Here is a 25329-nt window from a genome sequence, read left to right as displayed (position 1 = left end):
AATTACTCAACAACCAAATGGAAATGCGATTGTAACGCCTAAGAAACCAGATGGAACAACTTACCCATCAGGTAGCAAGGTAGAAATTCCAGGAGAAAATGGAACAACAATCACAGTTATAATTGGTGACAATGGTTCAGGTGAAGTACCAAATGACAAGCTTCCAAAAGGAGACTTGCCAGGTACAGGAACAGTCACAGAACCGAATAAGAAACCATCACAACCAGTGGATGTAACAACACCAGCTCGTAAGACACCAACAATAGAGTTGGATCAAGATCCTAAGACAGGTGACGTTACAGTAACACCGAAGAAACCAGATGGCTCAACATATCCACCAGGAACTAAGGTAGAAATCCCAGGTAAAGATGGAAACCCAATTATCGTTACAATCGATAAAGAAGGTAAAGGTAAAGTACCAAACAGTGAATTACCAGACGGTAAAGTTCCAGGTACAGGTAAGATTACTGAACCAGGTCAACCAGCTGTAGAAGTTCCAGTAGAAACTCCAGCTAAGGTAACACCAGCAACACCAACAGATACAAATCCAGTTGCACCAGTGACACCTGATACGCCAGTCAAACCTGACACTAATGGAGGTTCTGGTCAAGATACACCAGCACCAGCTACTCCAACTCCAAATGCAGTTACTCCGAATGCAGATCAGGTAGATCCTAAGACTACTGTTGATAATGGAGCTAAGTCAAATGATTCTCAAAATGTATTGCCAAATACAGGAACAAAATCAAATGCCGCTCTTGCCTCTCTAGGACTTCTTGGACTATTGAGTGGATTTGGACTTGTAGCTCGCAAGAAAAAAGAAGACTAAAAATTTAGTCAAATGAACATTCATTCTTTTGTATTGTAAAGACAAACTAGATTGGTTCTGGGAATCGTGTTCGTCATAAAATAAAAAGAATGTTTAGATAAAGAAAGCGAACAATGCTAGGATTTTGTTAAATGGAATTCTAAGTATTGTTCGCTTTTTGTGGTATAATAATTACTATGCAGAAAAAACCAACGTCAGCCTATGTGCACATCCCGTTTTGTACCCAGATTTGTTATTATTGTGACTTTTCAAAAGTTTTTATCAAGAATCAGCCAGTTGATAGCTATTTGGAGCATCTGCTGGAAGAGTTTCGTTCTTATGACATTCAAAAGTTGTCAACCCTTTACATCGGTGGTGGGACACCAACAGCCCTATCAGCTCCGCAACTGGAGGTATTATTGGATGGATTGACTAAAAACTTAGACTTGTCTGCCTTGGAAGAGTTGACCATTGAAGCCAATCCAGGCGACTTGGATGCAGATAAGATAGCTGTTTTGAAGAACTCAGCTGTCAATCGTGTTTCGCTAGGTGTGCAGACCTTTGATGATAAGATGCTGAAAAAGATTGGTCGCAGTCATTTGGAGAAGGATATTTATGAAAATATTGACCGCCTGAAACTGGCTGGTTTTGACAATATCTCCATTGATTTGATTTATGCGCTACCTGGTCAGACCATGGAGCAGGTCAAGGAAAATGTGGCTAAGGCCATTGGACTTGATATTCCTCATATGAGTTTGTATAGCTTGATTTTGGAAAATCATACGGTCTTTATGAACCGTATGCGACGAGGGAAATTGCCTCTGCCTAAAGAGGAACTGGAAGCGGAGATGTTTGAGTACATCATTGCAGAGCTAGAGCGAGCTTGTTTTGAGCATTATGAGATTTCCAATTTCTCAAAGTCTGGTTTTGAAAGTCGCCACAATCTCATGTACTGGGACAATGCTGAATACTATGGCATCGGTGCTGGGGCGTCTGGCTATGTCAATGGTGTTCGATATAAAAACCATGGTCCCATTCGTCATTATCTCAGTGCGGTTGAGGAAGGCAATGCTCGTATCACAGAAGAGCACCTGAGTCAAAAAGAGCAAATGGAAGAAGAAATGTTCTTGGGACTCCGCAAGAAATCAGGGGTTTCCATGGTGCGATTTGAGGAAAAATTTGGTCGGTCTTTTGAGGGACTTTATGGCGAAATTGTCAGAGACTTGGTTCAACAAGGTCTCATGCAGATTGAGGGTGACCGCGTGCGCATGACAAAGAGAGGTCTCTTTTTGGGAGACACTGTAGCAGAACGATTTATTTTGGAGTAGGATCATGGGCTTAACTTATCAAATGAAAATGAAAATTCCTTTTGATATGGCGGATATGAACGGTCATATCAAACTTCCAGATGTGATTTTGCTGTCTCTGCAAGTTTCAGGGATGCAGTCGATTGAACTGGGAGTTAGTGATAAGACCATTTTGGAGGACTATAATCTGGTCTGGATTATCACAGACTATGATATTGAGGTGGTTCGTTTGCCTCGTTTTGCGGAAGAAATTACCATTGAAACGGAAGCTTTGAGCTACAATCGACTCTTTTGCTATCGTCGCTTTACCATTTATGATGAAACGGGGCAGGAGCTTATCCACATGATGGCGACCTTTGTTCTCATGGATAGAGACAGTCGAAAAGTTCATGCTGTCGAACCTGAGATTGTGGCTCCTTACCAGTCTGATTTTGATAAAAAACTTATCCGCGGACCAAAGTATGAGTCCTTGGAAGAGCCTGTCAGCAAGGATTACCATGTTCGTTTTTACGACTTGGATATGAATGGTCATGTCAATAACAGTAAATACTTGGACTGGATTTTTGAGGTCATGGGAGCGGATTTTTTGACCCAGTATATTCCCAAGAAAATCAACCTCAAGTATGTCAAGGAAGTTCGACCAGGTGGGGTGATTACATCGTCTGTTGAATGGATTGGACTGGAAAGCAAGCATGAAATTACAAGCGACGGGGCTACCAATGCCCAAGCTATTATCACTTGGCAAGAAATAAAAAAGGATTAGGGAGAAAGTATGAAATATAAAGGCTATTTAATTGATTTAGACGGAACCATTTATAAGGGGAAAGACAGAATTCCGGCAGGAGAGGCTTTTGTCCATGAATTGCAAAAGCGGGACATTCCCTATCTCTTTGTAACCAACAATACAACCCGCACTCCAGAGAGTGTTCAGGAGATGCTGGCTCAGAATTTTAATATCGATACGCCCCTATCGACTGTCTACACAGCGACTTTGGCAACTATCGACTATATGAATGACTTGGGACTGGAAAAGACGGTCTACGTCATCGGAGAAGCAGGGCTCAAGGAAGCCATCAAGGCGGCTGGTTATGTCGAAGACAAGGAAAATCCAGCCTATGTAGTAGTAGGACTGGACTGGCAAGTCGACTATGAAAAATTTGCGACAGCAACTCTGGCGATCCAAAAGGGTGCCCATTTTATTGGAACCAATCCTGACCTCAACATCCCGACAGAACGGGGTCTTTTGCCAGGTGCTGGTTCACTGATTACGCTGCTTGAAGTAGCAACACGAGTGAAGCCGGTTTATATCGGAAAACCAAATGCCATCATTATGGACAAGGCAGTTGAGCACTTAGGCTTGAAACGTGAAGAGTTGATTATGGTTGGAGATAACTATTTAACTGATATCCGAGCAGGGATTGACAATGGCATTCCAACGCTCTTGGTGACGACAGGTTTCACTAAGGCAGAAGAAGTAGCAGACCTGCCAATCGCACCGACTCATGTGGTTTCTAGCCTTGTGGAGTGGAACTTTGATGAAAACTAAACTGACTTTTTGGGGCTCTATGTTCTTTCTCCTCTCCCTCTCAATCCTTCTGACTATTTATCTGGCTTGGATTGTTTATCCATTGGAAATTCAGTGGCTGAATTTAACAAATCGGGTTTATCTAAAACCAGAAACCATTCAGTACAACTTTCATATCTTGATGAATTACCTGACCAATCCTTTTAGTCAGGTTCTAGAGATGCCAGATTTTCGTTCGTCAGCAGCTGGTCTGCACCATTTTGCGGTTGTCAAGAATCTCTTTCACTTAGTTCAATTAGTTGCCCTTGTGACACTACCAAGCTTCTATTTCTTTGTCAATAAGATTGTGAAAAAGGGCTTTTTATCTCTATTTAGTAAAGGGCTTCTGACTCTAGTGGTTTTGCCTTTACTGATTGGACTTGGGGGAGTTTTGATTGGTTTTGACCAATTCTTTACCCTTTTCCATCAAATTCTCTTTGTGGGAGATGATACCTGGCTTTTTGATCCAGCCAAGGATCCAGTTATTCTGATTTTGCCAGAGACCTTCTTCCTGCATGCCTTCCTCCTCTTTTTCGCCCTCTATGAAAGCTTCTTTGGTTTTCTATACCTGAAAAGCCGTAAGTAGTAATACTAAGGATGTTTTTGGTTTGCATAAATAAATTAAGTATGTGATTCGAAACTATCGTTAATACTCAATGAAAATTAAAGAGCAAACTAGGAAACTAGCCGCAGGCTGTACTTGAGTACGGCAAGGCGACGTTGACGCGGTTTGAAGAGATTTTCGAAGAGTATAAGAGTGAATTAATTAAATTACAATTGCGTCCATCGTTCGCAAACAGTCTATTTTTCTTGAAAAATAGGCTTTTTTTCTAAAAATCTCTAGTCAAGCGCTTTATTTTTTTGTATAATAGAAGTAGCAAAGTATAGATAAGAAGAGAAAAGCATGATTACACTATTTCTATCACCGAGCTGTACTTCATGTCGTAAGGCAAAGGCCTGGTTAGAAAAACATAAGGTTCCCTTTGAGGAACACAATATTATGACCAGTCCCTTAACGAGAAAAGAATTGCAACATATTCTTTCCTTGACCGAAAATGGTACTGATGACATCATTTCAACTCGTTCAAAAATTTTTCAAAAATTAGATATTGATGTAGAGAGTATTTCGGTATCGGAATTGCTTCATTTGATTGAGCAGTATCCTAGTCTTTTGCGTCGCCCAATTATTATCGATGCCAAACGCATGCAGATCGGTTTTAATGAAGATGAGATTCGTGCTTTTCTCCCTCGTAGTTACCGTAAGCAAGAACTAAAAGAAGCAAGAATGAGAGCTGGTATCAGTTAATGAACAAACAGTATAGTTACCCACTAGATTTGTCGTGGAGCACTGAAGAACTTGCTTCAGTGCTTTCTTTTTTTAATGATGTTGAAGCTGCCTATGAAAGCAAGGTAGAGGCTAAAAAGTTACTAAACTCCTATAAGGGATTCAAATTGGTTGTGCCAAGCAAGAGTGAAGAGAAACGTTTGGGACGAGAATTTGAAACAGTCAGTGGCTATTCGCTTTACCGAGCAGTTCAGGTGGCTAAGGAAAAAGGGGAAGGAAAGATTTCTCTTGGAAAGTAAGTTTGAATTTGCTAAAGAGCTCATTAAGAAAGCGGGCCAGTATATCCTTGACCACATGCAGGAAGACTTGCAGGTTGAGACAAAAACCTCTCCGACAGACTTGGTGACCAGACTGGACAAGGAAGTTCAGGAATTCTTGGTTAGTGAGATTTTGTCCCGTTATCCTGAGGATAAGATTTGTGCTGAGGAAGGCTGTTTGCGAGCTTCAGTTCAAGAGGGCAAGGTTTGGGTCATTGATCCCATTGATGGTACCAATAATTTTGTAGCCCAGCAGGAAGATTTTGCAGTCATGATGGCTTATTTTGAAAATGGTCAGGGGCAGTTTGGCCTGATTTATGATGTGGTCAAAGGGGATTGTTATCACGGTGGTGGTAAGTTTAAGGTTTGTCGCAATCATAAACCCCTAGCTCCCTTTAAAGCAAAACCACTTGGAGATTTCCTTATTGCAGGAAATAGTGGTATGCTGGAAACCAATGAATGGGGGCTGGCTGATTTGAGCCAAGCGGTTCTTGGTGTTCGTGTCTATGGGAGTGCGGCCATTAGTTTTGCAAAGATTTTGTCAGGGCGTTTGTTGACCTATGTCACCTATCTGCAACCATGGGATTATGCTGCGGCTAGTATTTTAGGGGAAAGTCTGGGCTATCGGGTTATGACTCTTTCTGGTGAAGCTCTTGATTTTGAAACTAGACAGCCTGTTATGATGGTGCCTCTTGAGATGCAGGAGGAAATTCAGTCATATATTTACGAAAGGAAAAAACTTAAATGCAATTTCCAGAAGGATTTGTTGAAAAATATGAAGAGATACTAGGAGATGAGGCAAGAAATTTTCTTGCCTCTTTTGAGGAGGAAGCGGTTTCGGCCTTTCGGGTCAATCCTTTAAAAGAAGCGCCAGTTTCCTTTTCTGATCCCATTCCTCAAACCCCTTGGGGACATTATGGGAAGGTTTCAGGGAAATCGCCTGAACATGCTACTGGTTTGGTTTATTCGCAAGAACCCGCTGCTCAGATGGTAGCTCAGGTAGCACAGCCCAGTCCTGGGATGAAGGTCTTGGACTTGGCCGCTGCGCCTGGTGGTAAATCAACCCAACTGGCAGCCTATCTAGCAGGAGAGGGCCTTCTTGTCTCCAACGAAATTTCAAGCAAGCGGGCTAAGATTTTAGTCGAAAACATGGAGCGCTTTGGAGCGACAAATGCCGTAGTGACCAATGAATCTGCTGACCGCTTGGCCAAGGTCTTTAAAGGTTATTTTGATCTCATTGTTCTTGATGCCCCTTGCTCGGGGGAAGGAATGTTCCGTAAGCAGCCAGATGCTATGGACTATTGGAGTCTTGATTATCCGAGTCAATGTGCTAGTTTGCAAAGAGAAATTCTGGCAGATGCAGTGACCATGCTAGCTGAAGGTGGCCGTCTGGTTTATTCGACCTGTACCTGGGCACCTGAGGAAAACGAAGAGATTGTCAATTGGTTGTTGGATGAGTATGATCTTGACTTGTTGCCAGTTGAACATATCAATGGAATGGTAGCGGGAATTGACCTGCCAGAAACGGCTCGGATGTATCCTCATCATTTTAAGGGAGAGGGGCAGTTTGTAGCCCATCTACAGTTTAAAGGTGAAAATCCAGCCCCTAAATTTAAGGCAAGTAAGAGCAACCTCAGCCGAGAACAAGTTGCCTTGTGGCAGGAATTTGCCCAAAATCACTTGAAGGTTAATTTACCGGGTATCTTGCAGACTTTTGGAGATCAGCTTTATCTATTGCCAGAACTCTTGCCAGATCTAGGGAAGCTCAAGATTGCCCGCAATGGTCTGCATCTGGGTACCTTTAAGAAGAAACGCTTTGAACCCAGTTTCGCTCTTGGCCTAGCCTTGAAACCAAGTCAGGTCAAGCAGTCGGTTGAAATTGACCAAGAAGCGTTTGTAAAGTATGTGGCTGGAGAAACCGTTCATCTGGCGGAAAGTCTGCCAAATGGTTGGTACCAAGTTTTGGTTCAAGGCAATGGTTTGGGCTTTGCTAAGGTGACTGGAAATGTTTTGAAAAATTATTTTCCAAAAGGCCTCAGATTCAAGTGAAAATGCTAGTCAAAGTAGCTTGTCTATGTTATAGTGGAAGTATGGATTTTTTTCAAATTGTCTTTCATTTTAAGTCAAAATTGGTGGGAAAGGCAACTAAGCAAATTTCTAGTTAAACCAAGCTAATACTCTTCGAAAATCTCTTCAAACCGCGTCAACGTCGCCTTGCCGTATGTATGGTTACTGACTTCGTCAGTTCTATCCACAACCTCAAAACAGTGTTTTGAGCAGCCTGCGGCTAGTTTCCTAGTTTGCTCTTTGATTTTCATTGAGTATAAGAACTTTAGTTGGCTCCCAATTTTCAAAAGGAAAACATAAATAAATAGTTGAAAAAATTCAAACCATTCACCATTATTTTCAAGGAGAAAAACAGTGAAAAAAAGGAAAAAACTCGCTCTATCCCTTGCGGCTCTTTTGCTGGCAGGTTCTTTGGCGGGATGTGCTAGCTGGATTGATCGTGGAGAATCCATGACAGCTGTTGGTTCAACGGCTCTTCAGCCCTTGGTCGAAGCAGCAGCAGATGAATTCGGCTCTTTGCACGTTGGGAAAACAGTCAACGTCCAAGGTGGCGGGTCTGGTACAGGTCTGTCTCAGGTTCAGTCTGGAGCTGTTGATGTAGGAAATTCAGACGTATTTGCCGAAGAAAAAGACGGTATTAACGCCTCAGCCCTAGTGGACCACAAGGTTGCGGTAGCGGGCTTGGCGGTGATTGTGAATAAGGAAGTTGATGTTGAAAATCTGACAACTGAACAACTCCGTAGCATCTTCACAGGCCAAGTAACCAACTGGAAAGAGGTTGGAGGGAAAGACCTAGCCATTTCTATTATCAACCGCGCGGCAAGTTCTGGTTCGCGTGCAACCTTTGATAGTGTTGTCATGGATGGCCAATCTGCCGTGCAGAGTCAAGAACAGGATTCAAATGGGATGGTCAAAAACATTGTTTCCCAGACACCAGGAGCCATTTCTTACCTAGCCTTTGCCTATGTGGATGACTCAGTTAAACGTATGAAGTTGAACGGCTATGAGCCGATTGCAGAAAATGTTACAACCAATAACTGGCCTTTGTGGTCTTATGAACACATGTACACCCTAGGTCAGCCAAACGAATTGGTGGCAGAATTTCTCAACTTTGTCCTCTCAGATGAAGCGCAAAGCGGAATCGTTAAGGGAATGGGCTATATTTCTGTCAAGGAAATGAAGGTTGAAAAAGATGCTGTCGGAACGGTGACAGCACTAGAAGGGAGTCACTAATGAATCAAGAAGAATTAGCTAAAAAATTACTTTCTTCCTCAAAGAACTCTCGTCTAGAGAAACTAGGGAAAGGCTTGACCTTTGCCTGTCTGTCTTTGATTGTTATCATCGTTGCTATGATTTTGATTTTTGTAGCCCAAAAGGGTTTGTCGACCTTCTTTGTCAATGGAGTCAATATCTTTGATTTCCTCTTTGGACAAACTTGGAATCCTTCAGGTAAACAATTTGGTGCCCTTCCCATGATTTTGGGTTCCTTTATTGTCACAATCCTTTCAGCTCTTATCGCAACTCCTTTTGCCATTGGAGCAGCTGTCTTTATGACCGAAGTCTCACCAAAAGGTGCGAGAATCTTGCAACCAGCCATTGAATTGCTAGTTGGGATTCCTTCAGTCGTCTATGGATTTATTGGTTTGCAGGTCGTAGTTCCCTTTGTCCGCAGTGTCTTTGGTGGAACTGGTTTTGGGATTTTATCAGGGATTTTCGTTCTTTTTGTCATGATTTTACCGACGGTAACCTTTATGACAACGGATAGCTTGCGTGCGGTGCCTCGTCACTACCGCGAAGCTAGTTTGGCCATGGGAGCCACTCGTTGGCAAACTATATGGCGCGTGACCTTGAAGGCGGCGCGTTCAGGGATTTTCACTGCAGTGGTCTTTGGGATGGCGCGTGCCTTTGGTGAGGCCTTGGCCATTCAGATGGTGGTCGGAAACTCAGCCGTTGTACCAACTTCACTAACAACACCTGCTGCGACCTTGACCTCTGTTTTGACCATGGGTATCGGAAATACCGTTATGGGAACAGTTGACAATAACGTTCTCTGGTCACTGGCTTTAGTCTTGCTCTTGATGAGTTTGGCATTTAACAGTGTGATTAAATTGATTACGAAAGAAAGAGGAAAGAAAAACTATGCACGCTAAGAAATTAGATAAAATTGCAACAGCTGTCCTCTACTCGATTGCAGGAATTATCGTTGCTATCTTGGCATCCTTGATTCTTTATATCTTGGTTCGTGGTTTGCCTCACATCTCTTGGTCTTTCTTGACTGGCAAATCATCTTCTTACCAAGCAGGTGGAGGGATTGGAATTCAGCTCTATAATTCCTTCTTCCTTTTGGTCATTACCTTGATTATTTCTGTTCCCTTGTCTATGGGGGCTGGGATTTTCCTAGCCGAATATGCTAAAAAAGGTCCTGTAACCAATTTTGTCAGAACCTGTATTGAAATCTTGTCTTCACTGCCATCTGTGGTTGTTGGTCTCTTTGGTTATTTGATCTTTGTAGTTCAGTTTGAGTATGGATTTTCAATCATTTCAGGTGCCTTGGCCTTGACAGTCTTTAACTTGCCTCAGATGACTCGAAATGTTGAGGACAGTTTGAAACACGTTCACCATACGCAACGTGAGGCTGGTCTGGCTCTTGGGATTTCTCGTTGGGAGACTGTGGTCCATGTGGTCATTCCAGAAGCCCTTCCAGGTATTGTGACTGGGGTCGTCTTAGCTTCTGGTCGTATTTTTGGTGAGGCAGCAGCTCTTATCTATACAGCAGGACAATCCGCTCCAGCCCTAGATTGGTCTAACTGGAATATTCTCAGTGTGACTAGCCCAATCTCTATCTTCCGTCAAGCAGAAACCTTGGCTGTCCACATCTGGAAGGTCAATAGCGAAGGAACCATTCCAGATGGAACCATCGTGTCAGCAGGTTCTGCCGCCGTGCTCCTCATCTTTATCCTCATCTTTAACTTTGGAGCCCGCAAACTCGGAAGCTACCTACATAAGAAATTAACCGCTGCCTAAAGGAGAAGCCATGTCAAAATATAATTGGGATGAAAAGCATATCATCACCTTTCCTGAAGAGAAAGTGGCCCTCTCTACTAAGGATTTACATGTTTACTACGGTAAAAAAGAATCTATCAAGGGCATCGATATGCAATTTGAAAAAAATAAAATCACAGCCTTAATTGGCCCATCTGGATCAGGAAAATCAACCTACCTCCGCAGTCTCAATCGTATGAATGATACCATTGATATTGCCAAGGTAACAGGTCAAATCCTCTATCAAGGAATTGATGTTAACCGTCCAGAAATCAATGTTTATGAGATGCGTAAACACATCGGAATGGTCTTCCAACGACCAAATCCCTTTGCCAAGTCTATCTACCGCAATATCACTTTTGCCCATGAACGTGCAGGAGTTAAGGACAAGCAAGTTTTGGATGAAATTGTGGAAACTTCTCTTCGTCAGGCTGCCCTTTGGGATCAGGTCAAAGACGATTTGCACAAGTCGGCCTTGACTTTATCAGGTGGTCAGCAGCAACGTCTCTGTATAGCTCGTGCTATTTCGGTTAAACCAGATATTCTCTTGATGGATGAGCCGGCGTCAGCCTTGGATCCGATTGCGACAGCCCAGCTGGAAGAAACTATGCTGGAATTAAAGAAGGACTTTACCATCATCATCGTGACCCACAGTATGCAACAGGCTGCGCGTGCTAGTGACTACACAGGATTTTTCTACTTGGGTGACTTGATTGAGTATGATAAGACGTCTAATATTTTCCAAAATGCCAAACTACAGTCAACCAATGACTACGTAACAGGACACTTTGGATAGAAAGGAAACAGTATGACAGAAGCGATTTTACAGGTGTCAGACCTGTCCGTTTACTACAATCAAAAGAAGGCCTTGAATAGTGTTTCCCTCTCTTTCCAACCTAAGGAGATTACAGCCTTGATTGGTCCATCTGGATCAGGAAAATCAACCCTTCTTAAGGCTATCAACCGCATGGGGGATCTCAATCCAGAGGTGACCACAACTGGTTCAGTAGTTTATAACGGCCATAATATTTACAGCCCACGTACAGATACAGTTGAATTGCGGAAGGAAATCGGTATGGTTTTCCAACAGCCAAACCCTTTCCCTATGTCCATCTACGAAAATGTTGTCTATGGACTTCGTATCAATGGAGTGAAGGACAAGCAAGTTCTAGATGAAGCAGTGGAAAAAGCCTTGCAACGAGCTTCCATTTGGGATGAGGTCAAGGATCGCCTGCATGATTCAGCTATCGGGCTTTCAGGTGGACAACAGCAACGTGTCTGTGTTGCCCGTGTCTTGGCAACCAGTCCTAAAATCATTCTCTTGGATGAACCGACTTCTGCCTTGGATCCTATCTCTGCTGGTAAGATTGAGGAGACCTTGTATGGTCTAAAAGATAAATACACCATGCTCTTGGTTACGCGTTCTATGCAACAAGCCTCTCGTATCTCTGACAAGACAGGATTTTTCCTTGATGGAGATTTGATTGAGTTTAACGATACCAAGAAGATGTTCCTCAACCCGCAACACAAGGAAACAGAAGATTACATTTCAGGAAAATTTGGATAAGGAGATAAATGATGTTACGTTCTCAATTTGAAGAAGATTTGGAGAAATTGCACAACCAGTTCTATGCCATGGGACAAGAAGTGCTATCCCAAATCAATCGTACAGTGCGTGCCTTTGTTACACATGATCGTGATTTGGCCAAAGAAGTCATCGAAGACGATGCAGAAGTAAACGAATACGAAGTGAAGTTGGAGAAGAAATCATTTGAAATGATTGCTCTCCAACAACCTGTTTCTCAGGACTTGCGTACTGTTTTGACAGTCTTGAAGGCTGTATCTGACTTGGAACGTATGGGGGACCATGCTGTTTCAATTGCCAAGGCAGCAATCCGTATGAAGGGGGAGCAACGTATCCCAGCTGTTGAAGAAGAAATCAAGAGAATGGGGCGCGATGTCAAGAACTTCGTCGAAGCGGCTCTTGACCTCTATCTCAATGCGTCAGTGGACCAGGCCTATGAAGTAGCAGCCATGGATGAAAAAATCAATCATTATTTTGATAGCATTCGTGACTTGGCTACAGAAGAAATCAAGAAAAATCCTGATGCTATCGTTACAGGTCGTGATTATTTCCAAGTGATTGCCTTCTTGGAACGCATTGGAGACTATGCCAAAAATATCTGTGAATGGGTTGTTTACTTTGAAACAGGTAAGATTGTCGAACTATAAAATAGGTTCATTCTGTATAAAAAGGAGCTTGAAATCAACTGATAGCTCCTTTTCTTGAATGAAAAAAATATTTTTAAGATAAAAATTCAAAAAACACTTGACAAGTAACTTGGATAGCGTTATAATTATACAAAATTAACAGAGAGGTTGTTTATTTATGAAATCAAAAAAATGGATATTTGTTTTATGTAGTCTTCTTGCAAGTTTCTTCTTAGTAGCTTGCCAGTCAGGTTCGAATGGTTCTCAGTCAGCTGTTGATGCCATTAAGCAAAAGGGGAAATTGGTAGTAGCGACCAGTCCTGACTATGCACCTTTTGAATTTCAATCTTTAGTTGATGGGAAAAATCAGGTAGTCGGTGCGGATATTGACATGGCTCAGGCTATTGCAGATGAACTTGGGGTTAAGTTGGAAATCTCAAGCATGAGTTTTGATAATGTTTTGACTAGTCTTCAAACTGGGAAGGCCGACCTAGCGGTTGCAGGAATTAGCGCTACTGACGAGAGAAAAGAAGTCTTTGACTTTTCAATCCCTTACTATGAAAACAAGATTAGTTTCTTGGTTCGTAAGTCTGATGTAGAAAAATACAAGGATTTAACTAGCCTAGAAAGTGCCAATATTGCAGCCCAAAAAGGAACTGTTCCAGAGTCTATGGTCAAGGAACAATTGCCAAAAGCTCAATTGACTTCCCTAACCAATATGGGTGAAGCTGTCAATGAATTACAGGCTGGAAAAGTAGATGCTGTTCACATGGATGAACCAGTTGCCCTTAGCTATGCTGCTAAAAATGCAGACCTAGCTGTTGCAACTGTCAGCTTGAAGATGAAGGACGGCGAAGCCAATGCAGTTGCCCTTAGAAAAAATAGTGCAGATTTGAAAGAAGTGGTGGACAAGGTCATCCAAAAACTCAAGGATGAAGGAACTTACCAAAGCTATCTTGAAAAAGCAGCAAGCCTAACAGAAGTTGAAGAATAAGAAAAAGCAGAGTTGGAAGTTATTCCAATTCTGCTTTTAAATAGTTTAAAACATTTTCCAGATTGTCTAAGGACACCTTGGCAAATTGATAAGGGCAGCCACCCAAGTAAGCCTCTTCAAAGAAATCTAAGCCTAGTTGACTGTGTTTGAGGCTGGCAATTTTAGGATACTGTCTGAGGTCTAGCAATATACCATCGTGAAGAGGAAAATGAGGAAGGGGACAAGTCAATTTAGCTAACCTTTCCTCGATTTGCTTCTGGTAAGCTTCCTGATTGGCCAAGCGAGCCAGACGGTTTTTCTCAAACAGTTGACTGTCGATATAGAGTGATAAAGCCTTTTGCATGATGAGATTGCTGTCGTAGTCTAGGATATTTTTGTAGGCTACAAAGGCTTCTTTGATAGCATTTGGCAGAATGAGTGCCGTAATCCGCAGGGCTGGAAAGAGGCTGGTTGAGAAGGACTTGATGTAAATGACCCGCTCCTCTGTATCTAGGTAGTGGAAGGTCTGGCCCTTTTTAGAGTCCAAATCCCCCAGATAGTCGTCCTCTACGATATAGACTCCATACTTGGCAGCTAATTCTAGAATAGCCCGTTTGTCCTGCTCTGAATAGGAATGGCCTAGAGGGTAGTGAAAGCGAGGAATGGTATAGAAAAACTTAATCTTTCCTGTCTTGAAATGGCGCTCCAGCTCCTCCAAGTCAATCCCATCAATGCCTCGTTCAATCGTTTGATAGTCCAGACCCTGAGCAATCAAGAGGCGATTCATTCGATGGTAGGTGGGCTGTTCCACCAAGATTTCCTTGGCTTGGCTAGGAAAGGATATTTGAGAGAGAATAAACAAGGCTTGTTGGGTTCCAGAAGTCAGTACAAGTTGGTCAGCCTTGCAGTAAAGGGCTTGGTCAAAGAGAAGTTTGTGAATGGACTGTCTTAGGTCTTCTAATCCTTCTTGATTGTCATAGTAGTTGAAGAGGTAGTTTTCTCGGCCAATCAAGGTTTCATTGACACAGAGTCGAAAATCGTCATAGGCGCTGGCATGTTCGTCTGTAACCTCAATTTCTAGGTCCTGGTGTTGCCCTTGTTCTAAGACATAGTAGCCGCTCTGGGGCTTGGCATAGAGGTATTGTTCGTGCCGTAATTCCAGTAGGGCGCGTTGAATGGTGTCCTTGCTACAGTGAAAGTCAAGGCTCAGTTGACGGATAGAAGGCAGGCGGCTTCCCGTCGGAAATCGTCCAGACTCGATGCCATTTTTCAGATAGGAAACGACCTCTTGGTACTTACTTTGTTTCTTCATTCCAGACCTCCCTTGATTTTGTTACATTGTACCCTTTTTTTTCCTTCTTGGCAATGTCTAGAGTGTTTCTCTCGTTCACATCTAAGGCCAAATGTGGTATACTTAGGAGTAACATTTATAGAATATCAGACAAGAAAGAGAATGGATAAGAACGTGCAGGAACCAGTGAAATTATTTCAATACAATACCCTTGGAGCCTTGATGGCTGGCCTTTATGGTGGTACCATGACAGTAGGAGAATTGCTAGAGCATGGTGACCTTGGTTTGGGAACCTTGGATTCTATTGATGGGGAATTGATTGTCTTGGATGGCAAGGCTTATCAGGCCAAAGGTTCAGGAGAGCAACCAGAAATTGTAGAAGTGTCACCAGATGCCCTTATTCCTTACGCTGCAGTAGTACCGCATCAGGCAGAAGTCATTTTCCGCCAGCGCTTTGAGATGACAGACAAGGAATTGGAAGAACGAATCGAGTCATATTATGACGGGGAAAATCTTTTCCGCTCTATCAAGATTCGTGGGGAATTTTCACATATGCATGTGCGCATGATTCCCAAGTCGACACCAGATACCAAGTTTGCTGAGGTCGCAACCCATCAGCCTGAGTATAGTCGAGACAATGTGGCAGGAACCATCGTTGGTTTCTGGACACCAGAGATTTTCCATGGAGTCAGTGTGGCAGGCTACCATCTGCACTTCATCTCAGATGATTTGACCTTCGGTGGACATGTCATGGACTTTGTCATCAAGGAAGGGATTATCGAGGTGGGAGCGGTTGACCAGTTGGATCAACGTTTCCCAGTCCAAGACCGTCAATACTTGTTTGCTAAGTTCAATGTTGACGAGATGAAAAAAGATATTGAAAAGGCGGAATAGGAGAAGAAAATGACTATTCATATCATTATTACCATGTTGCTGTTGCTGGCTTTCTTGATCGGAAGCATTTGGTATGCCAAAAAGAAATACCAGATCAATCTAGCTGTTTTGGGTTTGGGGGCTGTTGCCTTCTTTGTCTCGTCACAGATTTTGGAAAAACTGGTGCATATCTTAGTTTTGCATCCTCAAAAAGACGGCAGTATTGCCCTCTTGCAAGACCACCCGCTTCTCTACATCCTCTATGGACTAGCCATGGCAGCCCTTTTTGAGGAAACTGCTCGTCTTGTTTTCTTCAAATGGTTGGAGAAAAAGAGAAGTTTGGACAAGGCAGACGCCTTGGCTTATGGGTTAGGTCATGGTGGTTTGGAATTGATTTTCCTCGGTATCACCAGTTTGATCAATCTCTACATCGTGCTTTCAGCGGTTCAAACGCAGGATCCACAGGTTATGAAATTGCTGTCTGAAAATATGTTGAAAACCATCCAGTCGCTTTCTGTCTGGCAGATCTATTTACTTGGTTTTGAACGGGTTTTGGCTCTAGGATTACAATTGCTGTTGACAGTTTGGGTTTACCAAGCTGTTCGCCAGAAAAAATGGACTTATCTCCTAGCGGCCTATGGACTACATGCCTTCTTTGATTTGGCACCATCTTTAGCCCAAGTTGGCTGGTTGACAAATCCAGTCTTGGTTGAAGTTATTCTACTAGTTGAACTGATCCTAGTTGCCTATGGAACCAAGGCAATCTTTTGCAAAAAATCATAAGAAAAAGGGGGAAACCTCTTTTTCTTATGCAAAATCCAAACAAGGTCTTTTTATGGTCGTCAAATGTCTCTAAAAATGGTATAATGGGATGAATTTTGTAAAAGGAAGAGTGACATGTCTGTAAGAGAAAAAATGCTTGAAATCTTAGAAGGAATTGATATCCGTTTTAAGGAACCCTTGCATAGCTATAGTTATACAAAAGTAGGTGGAGAGGCTGATTATCTGGTCTTTCCACGAAATCGTTTTGAGTTGGCGCGCGTTGTGAAATTTGCCAACCAAGAAAATATCCCTTGGATGGTTCTTGGAAATGCCAGCAATATCATTGTTCGTGATGGCGGAATTCGTGGATTTGTCATCTTGTGCGACAAGCTCAATAACGTTTCCGTTGATGGCTATACCATCGAAGCTGAAGCTGGTGCCAACTTGATTGAAACGACCCGCATTGCCCTTCGTCATAGCTTGACTGGTTTTGAGTTTGCTTGTGGCATTCCTGGGAGTGTCGGTGGTGCTGTCTTTATGAATGCGGGTGCCTATGGTGGTGAGATTGCCCACATCTTGCAGTCTTGTAAGGTCTTGACCAAGGATGGAGAAATCGAAACCCTGTCTGCCAAAGACTTGGCTTTTGGTTACCGCCATTCAGCTATTCAGGAGTCTGGTGCAGTTGTCTTGTCAGCTAAATTTGCCCTTGCTCCAGGAACCCATCAGGTTATCAAGCAAGAAATGGACCGCTTGACGCACCTACGTGAGCTCAAACAACCTTTAGAATACCCATCTTGTGGTTCGGTCTTTAAACGTCCAGTAGGGCATTTTGCAGGTCAGTTGATTTCAGAAGCTGGCTTGAAAGGCTATCGTATCGGTGGCGTAGAAGTGTCAGAAAAGCACGCAGGATTTATGATCAATGTCGCAGATGGAACGGCTAAAGATTACGAGGACTTGATTGAGTCTGTAATCGAAAAAGTCAAGGAGCACTCAGGTATTACACTTGAGAGAGAAGTTCGTATCTTAGGTGAAAGCAAGTAGGAAGCTGTAGTTGAAAAGCTGCTGCTATGTCATGGAAAGGGGGTGAAAGCCTATCGGTAGCGAAGATGTATGCAGGTGGTTTTACTCCCTGCAAGAGGTAGTAGCGGCCTGACAGAGCCCTGATCTGTTAATCTATGAAAAAGAAGGAATTTATGCCAATTGAAAAAACCAATTATCGAATTCAAAAACGTCTCTAAAGTTTTTGAAGACAGCAACACCAAGGTTCTCAAAGACATCAACTTTGAGTTGGAGGAAGGGAAATTTTACACCCTTCTAGGCGCATCTGGTTCAGGGAAATCAACTATCCTAAATATTATTGCAGGTTTACTGGATGCGACGACAGGAGATATCATGCTAGACGGTGTCCGTATCAATGACATCCCAACCAACAAGCGAGACGTCCATACGGTCTTCCAATCTTATGCCTTGTTCCCACATATGAATGTGTTTGAAAATGTTGCCTTTCCACTTCGTTTGCGTAAGATTGACAAGAAAGAAATCGAGAAACGCGTAGCGGAAGTTCTCAAGATGGTTCAGTTGGAAGGTTATGAGAAGCGTTCCATCCGAAAACTCTCTGGAGGACAACGCCAGCGTGTGGCCATTGCCCGCGCGATCATCAATCAACCTCGTGTGGTCTTGTTGGACGAGCCTTTATCTGCGCTGGACTTGAAATTGCGAACAGACATGCAGTACGAACTGCGTGAACTGCAACAACGATTGGGGATTACCTTTGTCTTTGTCACTCATGATCAGGAAGAAGCTCTTGCCATGAGTGACTGGATTTTCGTTATGAATGATGGCGAAATTGTCCAATCAGGAACACCTGTGGACATCTACGATGAGCCGATTAACCATTTTGTTGCCACCTTTATCGGCGAGTCAAACATCTTGCCAGGTACCATGATTGAGGACTACTTGGTTGAGTTTAACGGCAAACGCTTTGAAGCAGTTGATGGGGGGATGAAGCCAAATGAGCCTGTTGAGGTTGTCATTCGTCCAGAGGACTTGCGCATTACCCTTCCTGAAGAAGGCAAGCTCCAAGTTAAGGTCGATACCCAGCTCTTCCGTGGAGTTCACTATGAAATCATCGCCTATGACGAACTTGGAAATGAATGGATGATCCACTCGACTCGTAAGGCCATCGTTGGTGAGGAAATCGGTCTGGACTTTGAGCCAGAAGACATCCACATCATGCGTCTCAACGAAACCGAAGAAGAGTTCGATGCGCGTATCGAAGAATACGTGGAAATTGAAGAGCAAGAAGCAGGTCTGATCAATGCAATCGAGGAGGAAAGAGATGAAGAAAACAAGCTCTAAACTCTTTGTAGTGCCCTACATGCTCTGGATTGCCCTCTTTGTGTTGGCACCCTTGGTCTTGATTTTCGGTCAATCCTTTTTCAACATTGAAGGCCAGTTTAGTTTAGAAAACTATAAATCTTACTTTGCGTCACAAAACTTGACCTATCTAAAGATGAGTTTCAACTCAGTGATTTATGCAGGAATTGTAACCTTTGTAACCCTTCTCATCAGCTATCCAACAGCTCTCTTTTTGACCCGTCTCAAGCACCGTCAACTCTGGCTCATGCTGATTATCCTGCCTACCTGGATCAATTTGCTCCTTAAGGCCTATGCCTTTATTGGGATTTTTGGTCAAAATGGCTCTATTAACCAATTTTTGGAATTCATCGGAATCGGTTCACAGCAGTTGCTCTTTACCGATTTCTCCTTTATCTTTGTTGCAAGCTACATTGAGCTTCCCTTTATGATTTTGCCGATTTTCAATGTCTTGGACGATATGGATAACAACCTCATCAATGCCAGCTATGACCTCGGTGCGACCAAGTGGGAGACCTTCCGTCATGTCATCTTTCCTCTGTCTATGAACGGCGTGCGAAGTGGGGTTCAATCCGTCTTTATCCCCAGTTTGAGTCTCTTCATGCTGACCCGTTTGATTGGTGGGAACCGCGTTATCACGCTGGGGACAGCCATTGAGCAGAACTTCCTGACCAATGACAACTACGGTATGGGTTCAACCATCGGTGTGATTCTCATCCTGACCATGTTCATCACCATGTGGGTGACCAAGGAAAGGAGAGAACGATGAAAAAATTTGCCAACCTTTATCTAGGACTGGTCTTTCTTGTCCTCTACCTGCCGATTTTTTACTTGATTGGCTATGCCTTTAATGCAGGCAACGACATGAACAGCTTTACAGGCTTTAGCTTGAGCCATTTTAAAACCATGTTTGGCGATGGTCGCCTCATGTTGATTGTGACTCAGACATTTTTCTTGGCCTTTCTGTCAGCCTTGATTGCGACCATTATCGGGACTTTCGGTGCTATTTACATCTACCAGTCTCGTAAGAAATACCAAGAAGCCTTTCTATCACTCAATAATATCCTCATGGTTGCGCCTGACGTTATGATTGGTGCCAGCTTCTTGATTCTCTTTACTCAACTCAAGTTTTCACTTGGCTTTTTGACGGTTCTATCTAGTCACGTGGCCTTCTCCATTCCTATCGTGGTCTTGATGGTCTTGCCTCGTCTCAAGGAAATGAACGGCGACATGATTCATGCGGCCTATGACCTTGGTGCCAGTCAATTTCAGATGTTTAAGGAAATCATGCTTCCTTATCTGACTCCGTCTATCATTGCAGGTTATTTCATGGCCTTCACCTATTCGTTAGATGACTTTGCCGTGACCTTCTTTGTAACGGGAAATGGCTTTTCAACCTTGTCAGTCGAGATTTACTCTCGTGCTCGTAAGGGGATTTCCCTAGAAATCAATGCCCTTTCTGCCCTTGTTTTTCTCTTTAGTATTATCCTAGTGGTTGGATATTACTTTATCTCACGTGAGAAGGAGGAGCAAGCATGAAAAAACTCTATTCATTTTTAGCAGGAATTGCTGCGATTATCCTGGTCTTGTGGGGAATTGCGACGCATCTAGATAGCAAAATCAATAGCCGAGATAGTCAAAAACTGGTTATCTACAACTGGGGTGACTATATCGATCCAGAACTATTGGAGCAATTCACAGAAGAAACAGGTATCCAAGTCCAGTATGAGACCTTTGACTCCAACGAAGCCATGTATACCAAGATCAAGCAGGGTGGAACGACCTACGATATCGCCATTCCTAGTGAATACATGATTAACAAGATGAAGGACGAAGACCTCTTGGTACCGCTTGACTATTCAAAACTTGAAGGTCTTGAAAATATCGGACCAGAGTTTCTCAACCAGTCCTTTGACCCAGGCAATAAATTCTCCATCCCTTACTTCTGGGGAACATTGGGAATTGTTTACAATGAAACTATGGTAGATGAAGCGCCTGAGCATTGGGATGACCTCTGGAAACCAGAGTATAAGAACTCTATCATGCTCTTTGACGGGGCGCGTGAGGTATTGGGACTCGGGCTTAACTCGCTTGGTTACAGTCTCAACTCAAAGGATCCACAGCAGTTGGAAGAGACAGTAGACAAACTCTACAAATTGACTCCAAATATCAAGGCCATCGTTGCCGACGAGATGAAGGGTTACATGATTCAGAACAACGCTGCAATCGGTGTAACCTTCTCTGGTGAAGCCAGCCAAATGCTAGAAAAAAATGAAAATCTACGCTATGTGGTACCGACAGAGGCCAGCAACCTTTGGTTTGACAATATGGTCATTCCCAAAACAGTCAAAAACCAAGACGCAGCCTATGCCTTTATCAACTTTATGTTGAAACCTGAAAATGCTCTCAAAAATGCAGAGTATGTCGGCTATTCAACACCAAACCTGCCAGCTAAGGAATTGCTCCCAGAGGAGAAAAAAGAAGACAAGGCTTTCTATCCTGATGCTGAAACCATGAAACACCTAGAAGTTTATGAGAAATTTGACCATAAATGGACAGGTAAATACAGCGACCTTTTCCTACAGTTTAAAATGTATCGGAAGTAGGAGTTAGCAGTTATGAAACGAATCAGTCAAGCTGGTTCGTTTTTTTATGTAAAAGGAAATTTTTATAACTGTATGTTTTTCTATGATAGTTGCTTATTTGCTTGCCTAGTAGTATACTAAGTTTAACCTTAGAGAAAGCGGTAACAAATAATGAAACTGTCTACTTTTTTCAAAAAAGTTTCTGGCCAACCTTTTTGACTGTTCAGCAAACTGTTATACTATTCTATCTAAAGGATGGTTTGGATCGACAATACCTAACAACTGAGTCTATATATTTGGTGATAGGAAACTTTATATTTTGGAATATTTTCGTAGCTATTTTTAGCAATTCGAAAATGTGGGATAAAAGTTGGGATAAAAAGAAAAATGGCAGTAAGAAAAAATATATCCTTAAAAAGTAATCTGAGATGTAGAGAATTGCTCTGATTCAACGGAGATGATTTCCAGTTGACGCAAGCTTAAAAAAACGTTATAATAGGAAAGTTGAGAATTGATTTTCAGTAGTCTTAGTCCAGAGAAATGGCGGTGCTGCGAGCCATCTAAGCTAGAAAGTCATGCTACTCAATTTAACAATTGCATAAGAACAAGAGAATGACAAGTTCATTGAATGAAGGTGGTACCGCGGTTTTTCGCCCTTCGTGATATGAGCTTGTCTTTTGGTTTTTGGAGGTGTTGATGAAAACATTTCTTGTCAAACAAAAGTTTCGTCTTGGAGGCGAACGTTTCGCTATCAAGGATGACAGGGGAGAAATCGCCTATCAGGTAGAGGGATCATTTTTTAAGATTCCCAAAACCTTTACCATTTATGATGCGGCTGGTGAACAAGTCAGTCAGATCAGTAAAGAAATCTTGACCTTGCTTCCTCGTTTTGAAATTCAGCTTCGGGATGGCTCGAGTTTTGTCATTCGTAAGAAGTTGACCTTCTGGCGAGATAAGTATGAGTTTGATAATCTGGGGCTTCGTATCGAGGGAAATATCTGGGATTTGAATTTCAAACTACTGAATGATCGCGATCAGCTGATTGCGGAAATTAAGAAGGAACTCTTCCATCTGACCTCTACCTATACCGTAACGGTTCTTGAGGACGCTTATGCAGACCTAGTCATTTCCCTCTGTGTCGCGATTGACTATGTGGAAATGCTGGAAAGCCAATCACATTAAACAAGTAAATAAGGAGACAATATGAAACAACTATCTAGTGCACAAGTACGCCAAATGTGGCTTGATTTCTGGGCGACCAAAGGTCACTCAGTAGAACCATCAGTGAGCTTGGTTCCTGTAAATGACCCAACTCTTTTGTGGATCAACTCTGGGGTAGCAACCCTTAAGAAATACTTTGACGGGACTATTATCCCTGAAAATCCACGTATTACCAATGCCCAAAAAGCCATCCGTACCAACGATATCGAAAACGTAGGGAAGACTGCGCGTCACCATACTATGTTTGAAATGTTGGGGAACTTCTCTATCGGAGATTACTTCCGTGACGAAGCCATCACTTGGGCTTATGAGCTTTTGACAAGCCCTGAGTGGTTTGACTTCCCAGCTGAAAAACTTTACATGACCTACTATCCAGATGATAAAGATTCTTACAACCGTTGGATTGAAGTGGGAGTGGACCCAAGTCACTTGATTCCGATCGAGGACAACTTCTGGGAAATCGGTGCAGGACCTTCTGGACCAGATACAGAAATCTTCTTTGACCGTGGGGAAGCCTTTGACCCAGAAAATATCGGTCTTCGCCTTCTTGCAGAAGATATCGAAAACGACCGTTATATCGAAATCTGGAACATCGTTTTGTCACAATTTAACGCTGACCCTGCTGTTCCTCGTAGCGAATACAAGGAATTGCCACACAAGAACATTGATACGGGCGCTGGTTTGGAGCGTTTGGTGGCGGTTATCCAAGGGGCTAAGACCAACTTTGAAACAGACCTCTTCATGCCAATTATTCGTGAAGTAGAGAAATTGTCTGGTAAGGTCTATGACCAAGATGGCGACAACATGAGCTTCAAGGTCATCGCAGACCACATCCGTTCACTTTCATTTGCCATCGGTGATGGTGCCCTTCCAGGAAATGAAGGTCGTGGTTATGTCCTTCGTCGTCTCCTTCGTCGTGCGTCTATGCATGGTCAAAAATTGGGTATCAACGAGCCTTTCCTTTACAAACTCGTTCCAACTGTTGGAAAAATCATGGAAAGCTACTACCCAGAAGTGCTTGAAAAACGTGACTTTATCGAAAAAATCGTTAAGAGCGAGGAAGAGTCATTTGCCCGTACCCTTCACTCAGGTCAACACTTTGCCCAAGGCATCGTAGCAGACTTGAAAGAAAAAGGACAATCTGTCATTGCTGGTCAAGATGTATTCAAACTTTATGACACTTATGGATTCCCAGTTGAACTGACTGAAGAAATCGCTGAAGAAGCTGGTATGACTGTAGACCGTGAAGGTTTTGAAGAAGCCATGAAAGAACAGCAAGAGCGCGCGCGTGCCTCAGCTGTTAAGGGTGGCTCAATGGGGATGCAAAATGAAACCCTTCAAAACATCACTGTAGAAAGTGTCTTCAACTACAATGCTAGCCAATTGTCTTCTAAATTGGTAGCTATCGTGGCTGACAATGCAGAAGTAGAAGCTGTGTCAGAAGGAACTGCCTCACTTATCTTTGCGGAAACTCCATTCTACGCTGAAATGGGTGGACAAGTCGCTGACCACGGACAAATCTTGGATGAGTCAGGTAAGGTCGTGGCTGCTGTGACAAATGTTCAGAAAGCACCAAACGGACAAGCTCTTCACACAGTTGAAGTTCTTGCACCGCTTGCCTTGAACCAAGAATATACGCTGGCAATCGATACAAATCGTCGTCACCGTGTTATGAAAAACCACACTGCGACTCACTTGCTTCACGCTGCCCTTCACAATATCCTTGGAAATCACGCAACACAAGCAGGATCTCTTAACGAAGTTGAATTCCTTCGCTTTGACTTTACTCATTTCCAAGCAGTAACTGCAGAAGAATTGCGTGCGATTGAACAGCAAGTTAATGAGAAAATCTGGGAAGCTCTTGAAGTTAAGACAGTTGAAACAGATATTGATACTGCCAAGGAAATGGGAGCTATGGCTCTCTTTGGTGAGAAATACGGCAAGGAAGTTCGTGTTGTCACTATCGGTGACTACTCTATCGAGCTTTGTGGTGGTACCCACGTTGGTAATACCTCTGAAATTGGTCTCTTCAAGATTGTCAAAGAAGAAGGGATTGGATCAGGAACTCGCCGTATCTTGGCGGTAACTGGTAAGGAAGCCTTTGAAGCCTACCGTGAACAAGAAGACGCTCTTAAAGCTGTTGCAACAACCTTGAAAGCACCTCAACTTAAAGAAGTACCTCACAAGGTAGAAGGACTTCAAGAACAACTCCGTCAACTTCAAAAAGAAAATGCTGAGTTGAAAGAAAAAGCCGCAGCTGCAGCCGCAGGCGATATCTTCAAGGATGTTAAGGAAGTCAACGGTCACCGTTACATTGCTAGCCAAGTGTCTGTATCAGATGCCGGTGCCCTTCGTACCTTTGCAGATAATTGGAAACAAAAAGACTACTCTGACTTACTTGTCCTAGTTGCAGCAATTGGTGACAAAGTCAATGTTCTTGTAGCAAGCAAGACAAAAGACCTTCATGCAGGAAACCTTGTCAAAGAATTGGCACCAATCGTCGATGGACGTGGTGGTGGTAAACCAGACATGGCAATGGCAGGAGGAAGCAACCAAGCTAAAATCCAAGAACTCTTGGATGCCGTATCAGGTAAATTGTAATCAAACAAAGATCTATCCATTTGGGTAGGTCTTTTTCATACAAAAA

General features: G+C 42.9%; 26 protein-coding genes and 1 pseudogene. 26 read left to right on the top strand and 1 reads right to left on the bottom strand.

What is annotated here, in order from left to right:
• The 16 genes from N8L33_RS07285 to N8L33_RS07210 all read left to right on the top strand — a co-directional run.
• On the top strand, positions 1 to 829 hold an 829-nt coding region (locus N8L33_RS07285; protein WP_261059447.1), incomplete at its 5' end, for an LPXTG cell wall anchor domain-containing protein.
• Between the two features lie 176 nt (positions 830 to 1005).
• Positions 1006 to 2136: a radical SAM family heme chaperone HemW gene (gene hemW, locus N8L33_RS07280; RefSeq protein ID WP_261059446.1), complete on the top strand. Its 1131-nt coding sequence runs from the start codon at positions 1006 to 1008 to the stop codon at positions 2134 to 2136.
• A gap of 4 nt (positions 2137 to 2140) precedes the next feature.
• Positions 2141 to 2878, top strand: coding sequence for an acyl-[acyl-carrier-protein] thioesterase (locus N8L33_RS07275; protein ID WP_261059445.1), 738 nt, complete (start codon positions 2141 to 2143; stop codon positions 2876 to 2878).
• Positions 2879 to 2887: 9 nt separating this feature from the next.
• On the top strand, positions 2888 to 3661 hold the full coding sequence (locus N8L33_RS07270) for a TIGR01457 family HAD-type hydrolase (protein WP_261059444.1): 774 nt from the start codon (positions 2888 to 2890) through the stop codon (positions 3659 to 3661).
• On the top strand, positions 3651 to 4265 hold the full coding sequence (locus N8L33_RS07265; protein WP_261059443.1) for a TIGR01906 family membrane protein: 615 nt from the start codon (positions 3651 to 3653) through the stop codon (positions 4263 to 4265). Before N8L33_RS07270 ends, N8L33_RS07265 begins: the two co-directional genes overlap by 11 nt.
• A 318-nt stretch (positions 4266 to 4583) precedes the next feature.
• Entirely contained in the window at positions 4584 to 4985 is a 402-nt protein-coding gene (locus N8L33_RS07260; RefSeq protein ID WP_000631254.1) for a Spx/MgsR family RNA polymerase-binding regulatory protein, read from the top strand.
• Positions 4985 to 5263 (top strand): UPF0223 family protein, encoded by a 279-nt coding sequence (locus tag N8L33_RS07255; RefSeq protein ID WP_261059442.1) that lies wholly within the window; start codon positions 4985 to 4987, stop codon positions 5261 to 5263. Before N8L33_RS07260 ends, N8L33_RS07255 begins: the two co-directional genes overlap by 1 nt.
• Positions 5253 to 6071: an inositol monophosphatase family protein gene (locus N8L33_RS07250; protein WP_261059441.1), complete on the top strand. Its 819-nt coding sequence runs from the start codon at positions 5253 to 5255 to the stop codon at positions 6069 to 6071. The genes N8L33_RS07255 and N8L33_RS07250 overlap by 11 nt, the downstream gene beginning before the upstream one ends.
• On the top strand, positions 6026 to 7330 hold the full coding sequence (locus N8L33_RS07245; RefSeq protein WP_261059440.1) for an RsmF rRNA methyltransferase first C-terminal domain-containing protein: 1305 nt from the start codon (positions 6026 to 6028) through the stop codon (positions 7328 to 7330). The genes N8L33_RS07250 and N8L33_RS07245 overlap by 46 nt, the downstream gene beginning before the upstream one ends.
• 372 nt (positions 7331 to 7702) lie before the next feature.
• Positions 7703 to 8581, top strand: a complete 879-nt coding sequence (locus tag N8L33_RS07240) for a phosphate ABC transporter substrate-binding protein PstS family protein (protein ID WP_049524928.1) — start codon at positions 7703 to 7705, stop codon at positions 8579 to 8581.
• Positions 8581 to 9498: a phosphate ABC transporter permease subunit PstC gene (gene pstC, locus N8L33_RS07235; RefSeq protein ID WP_261059439.1), complete on the top strand. Its 918-nt coding sequence runs from the start codon at positions 8581 to 8583 to the stop codon at positions 9496 to 9498. The genes N8L33_RS07240 and pstC overlap by 1 nt, the downstream gene beginning before the upstream one ends.
• Positions 9488 to 10372: a phosphate ABC transporter permease PstA gene (gene pstA / locus N8L33_RS07230; protein ID WP_000543046.1), complete on the top strand. Its 885-nt coding sequence runs from the start codon at positions 9488 to 9490 to the stop codon at positions 10370 to 10372. The genes pstC and pstA overlap by 11 nt, the downstream gene beginning before the upstream one ends.
• Before the next feature lie 10 nt (positions 10373 to 10382).
• Positions 10383 to 11186: a phosphate ABC transporter ATP-binding protein PstB gene (gene pstB / locus N8L33_RS07225; protein ID WP_020900241.1), complete on the top strand. Its 804-nt coding sequence runs from the start codon at positions 10383 to 10385 to the stop codon at positions 11184 to 11186.
• Positions 11187 to 11198: 12 nt separating this feature from the next.
• The gene (gene pstB, locus N8L33_RS07220; protein ID WP_000133484.1) at positions 11199 to 11957 is read left to right on the top strand and encodes a phosphate ABC transporter ATP-binding protein PstB; all 759 of its coding nucleotides are present in this window, start codon (positions 11199 to 11201) and stop codon (positions 11955 to 11957) included.
• 11 nt (positions 11958 to 11968) lie between these two features.
• Positions 11969 to 12622 (top strand): phosphate signaling complex protein PhoU, encoded by a 654-nt coding sequence (phoU, locus tag N8L33_RS07215; protein WP_049511562.1) that lies wholly within the window; start codon positions 11969 to 11971, stop codon positions 12620 to 12622.
• 157 nt (positions 12623 to 12779) lie between these two features.
• Complete coding sequence (locus N8L33_RS07210) at positions 12780 to 13595, top strand: ABC transporter substrate-binding protein (RefSeq protein ID WP_261059438.1); 816 nt, start codon at positions 12780 to 12782, stop codon at positions 13593 to 13595.
• A gap of 19 nt (positions 13596 to 13614) precedes the next feature.
• On the opposite strand, the gene N8L33_RS07205 is transcribed toward N8L33_RS07210, so the two are convergent.
• Entirely contained in the window at positions 13615 to 14886 is a 1272-nt protein-coding gene (locus N8L33_RS07205; protein ID WP_261059437.1) for an aminotransferase-like domain-containing protein, read from the bottom strand.
• 141 nt (positions 14887 to 15027) lie between these two features.
• Here N8L33_RS07205 and budA point away from each other — a divergent pair, with 141 nt between their 5' ends.
• The 10 genes and pseudogenes from budA (at position 15028) to alaS (ending at position 25283) form a co-directional block, all read left to right on the top strand.
• Positions 15028 to 15759 (top strand): acetolactate decarboxylase, encoded by a 732-nt coding sequence (gene budA, locus N8L33_RS07200; protein ID WP_000360314.1) that lies wholly within the window; start codon positions 15028 to 15030, stop codon positions 15757 to 15759.
• 9 nt (positions 15760 to 15768) lie between these two features.
• Positions 15769 to 16521, top strand: coding sequence for a YhfC family intramembrane metalloprotease (locus N8L33_RS07195; protein ID WP_261059436.1), 753 nt, complete (start codon positions 15769 to 15771; stop codon positions 16519 to 16521).
• Positions 16522 to 16635: 114 nt separating this feature from the next.
• Entirely contained in the window at positions 16636 to 17541 is a 906-nt protein-coding gene (murB, locus tag N8L33_RS07190; protein WP_000116175.1) for a UDP-N-acetylmuramate dehydrogenase, read from the top strand.
• 159 nt (positions 17542 to 17700) lie between these two features.
• Positions 17701 to 18858: an ABC transporter ATP-binding protein gene (locus tag N8L33_RS07185; protein WP_125451210.1), complete on the top strand. Its 1158-nt coding sequence runs from the start codon at positions 17701 to 17703 to the stop codon at positions 18856 to 18858.
• Positions 18839 to 19645 carry an ABC transporter permease gene (locus tag N8L33_RS07180; protein WP_261059435.1) on the top strand — a complete coding sequence of 269 codons (807 nt, stop codon included), beginning with the start codon at positions 18839 to 18841 and terminating at the stop codon, positions 19643 to 19645. The genes N8L33_RS07185 and N8L33_RS07180 overlap by 20 nt, the downstream gene beginning before the upstream one ends.
• The gene (locus N8L33_RS07175) at positions 19642 to 20415 is read left to right on the top strand and encodes an ABC transporter permease (protein ID WP_000712740.1); all 774 of its coding nucleotides are present in this window, start codon (positions 19642 to 19644) and stop codon (positions 20413 to 20415) included. Before N8L33_RS07180 ends, N8L33_RS07175 begins: the two co-directional genes overlap by 4 nt.
• Complete coding sequence (locus N8L33_RS07170) at positions 20412 to 21482, top strand: ABC transporter substrate-binding protein (RefSeq protein ID WP_261059434.1); 1071 nt, start codon at positions 20412 to 20414, stop codon at positions 21480 to 21482. Before N8L33_RS07175 ends, N8L33_RS07170 begins: the two co-directional genes overlap by 4 nt.
• A 150-nt stretch (positions 21483 to 21632) precedes the next feature.
• Positions 21633 to 21883: pseudogene (locus tag N8L33_RS07165) on the top strand (hypothetical protein).
• Between the two features lie 274 nt (positions 21884 to 22157).
• Positions 22158 to 22643, top strand: coding sequence for an LURP-one-related/scramblase family protein (locus tag N8L33_RS07160; RefSeq protein WP_261059433.1), 486 nt, complete (start codon positions 22158 to 22160; stop codon positions 22641 to 22643).
• Between the two features lie 21 nt (positions 22644 to 22664).
• On the top strand, positions 22665 to 25283 hold the full coding sequence (alaS, locus tag N8L33_RS07155) for an alanine--tRNA ligase (protein WP_261059432.1): 2619 nt from the start codon (positions 22665 to 22667) through the stop codon (positions 25281 to 25283).
• Positions 25284 to 25329: the final 46 nt, after the last annotated feature.

The organism is Streptococcus mitis (assembly GCF_946188695.1).
Classification (GTDB): Bacteria; Bacillota; Bacilli; order Lactobacillales; family Streptococcaceae; genus Streptococcus; species Streptococcus mitis_DF.
This window is presented reverse-complemented; position numbering and strand designations above follow the sequence as displayed.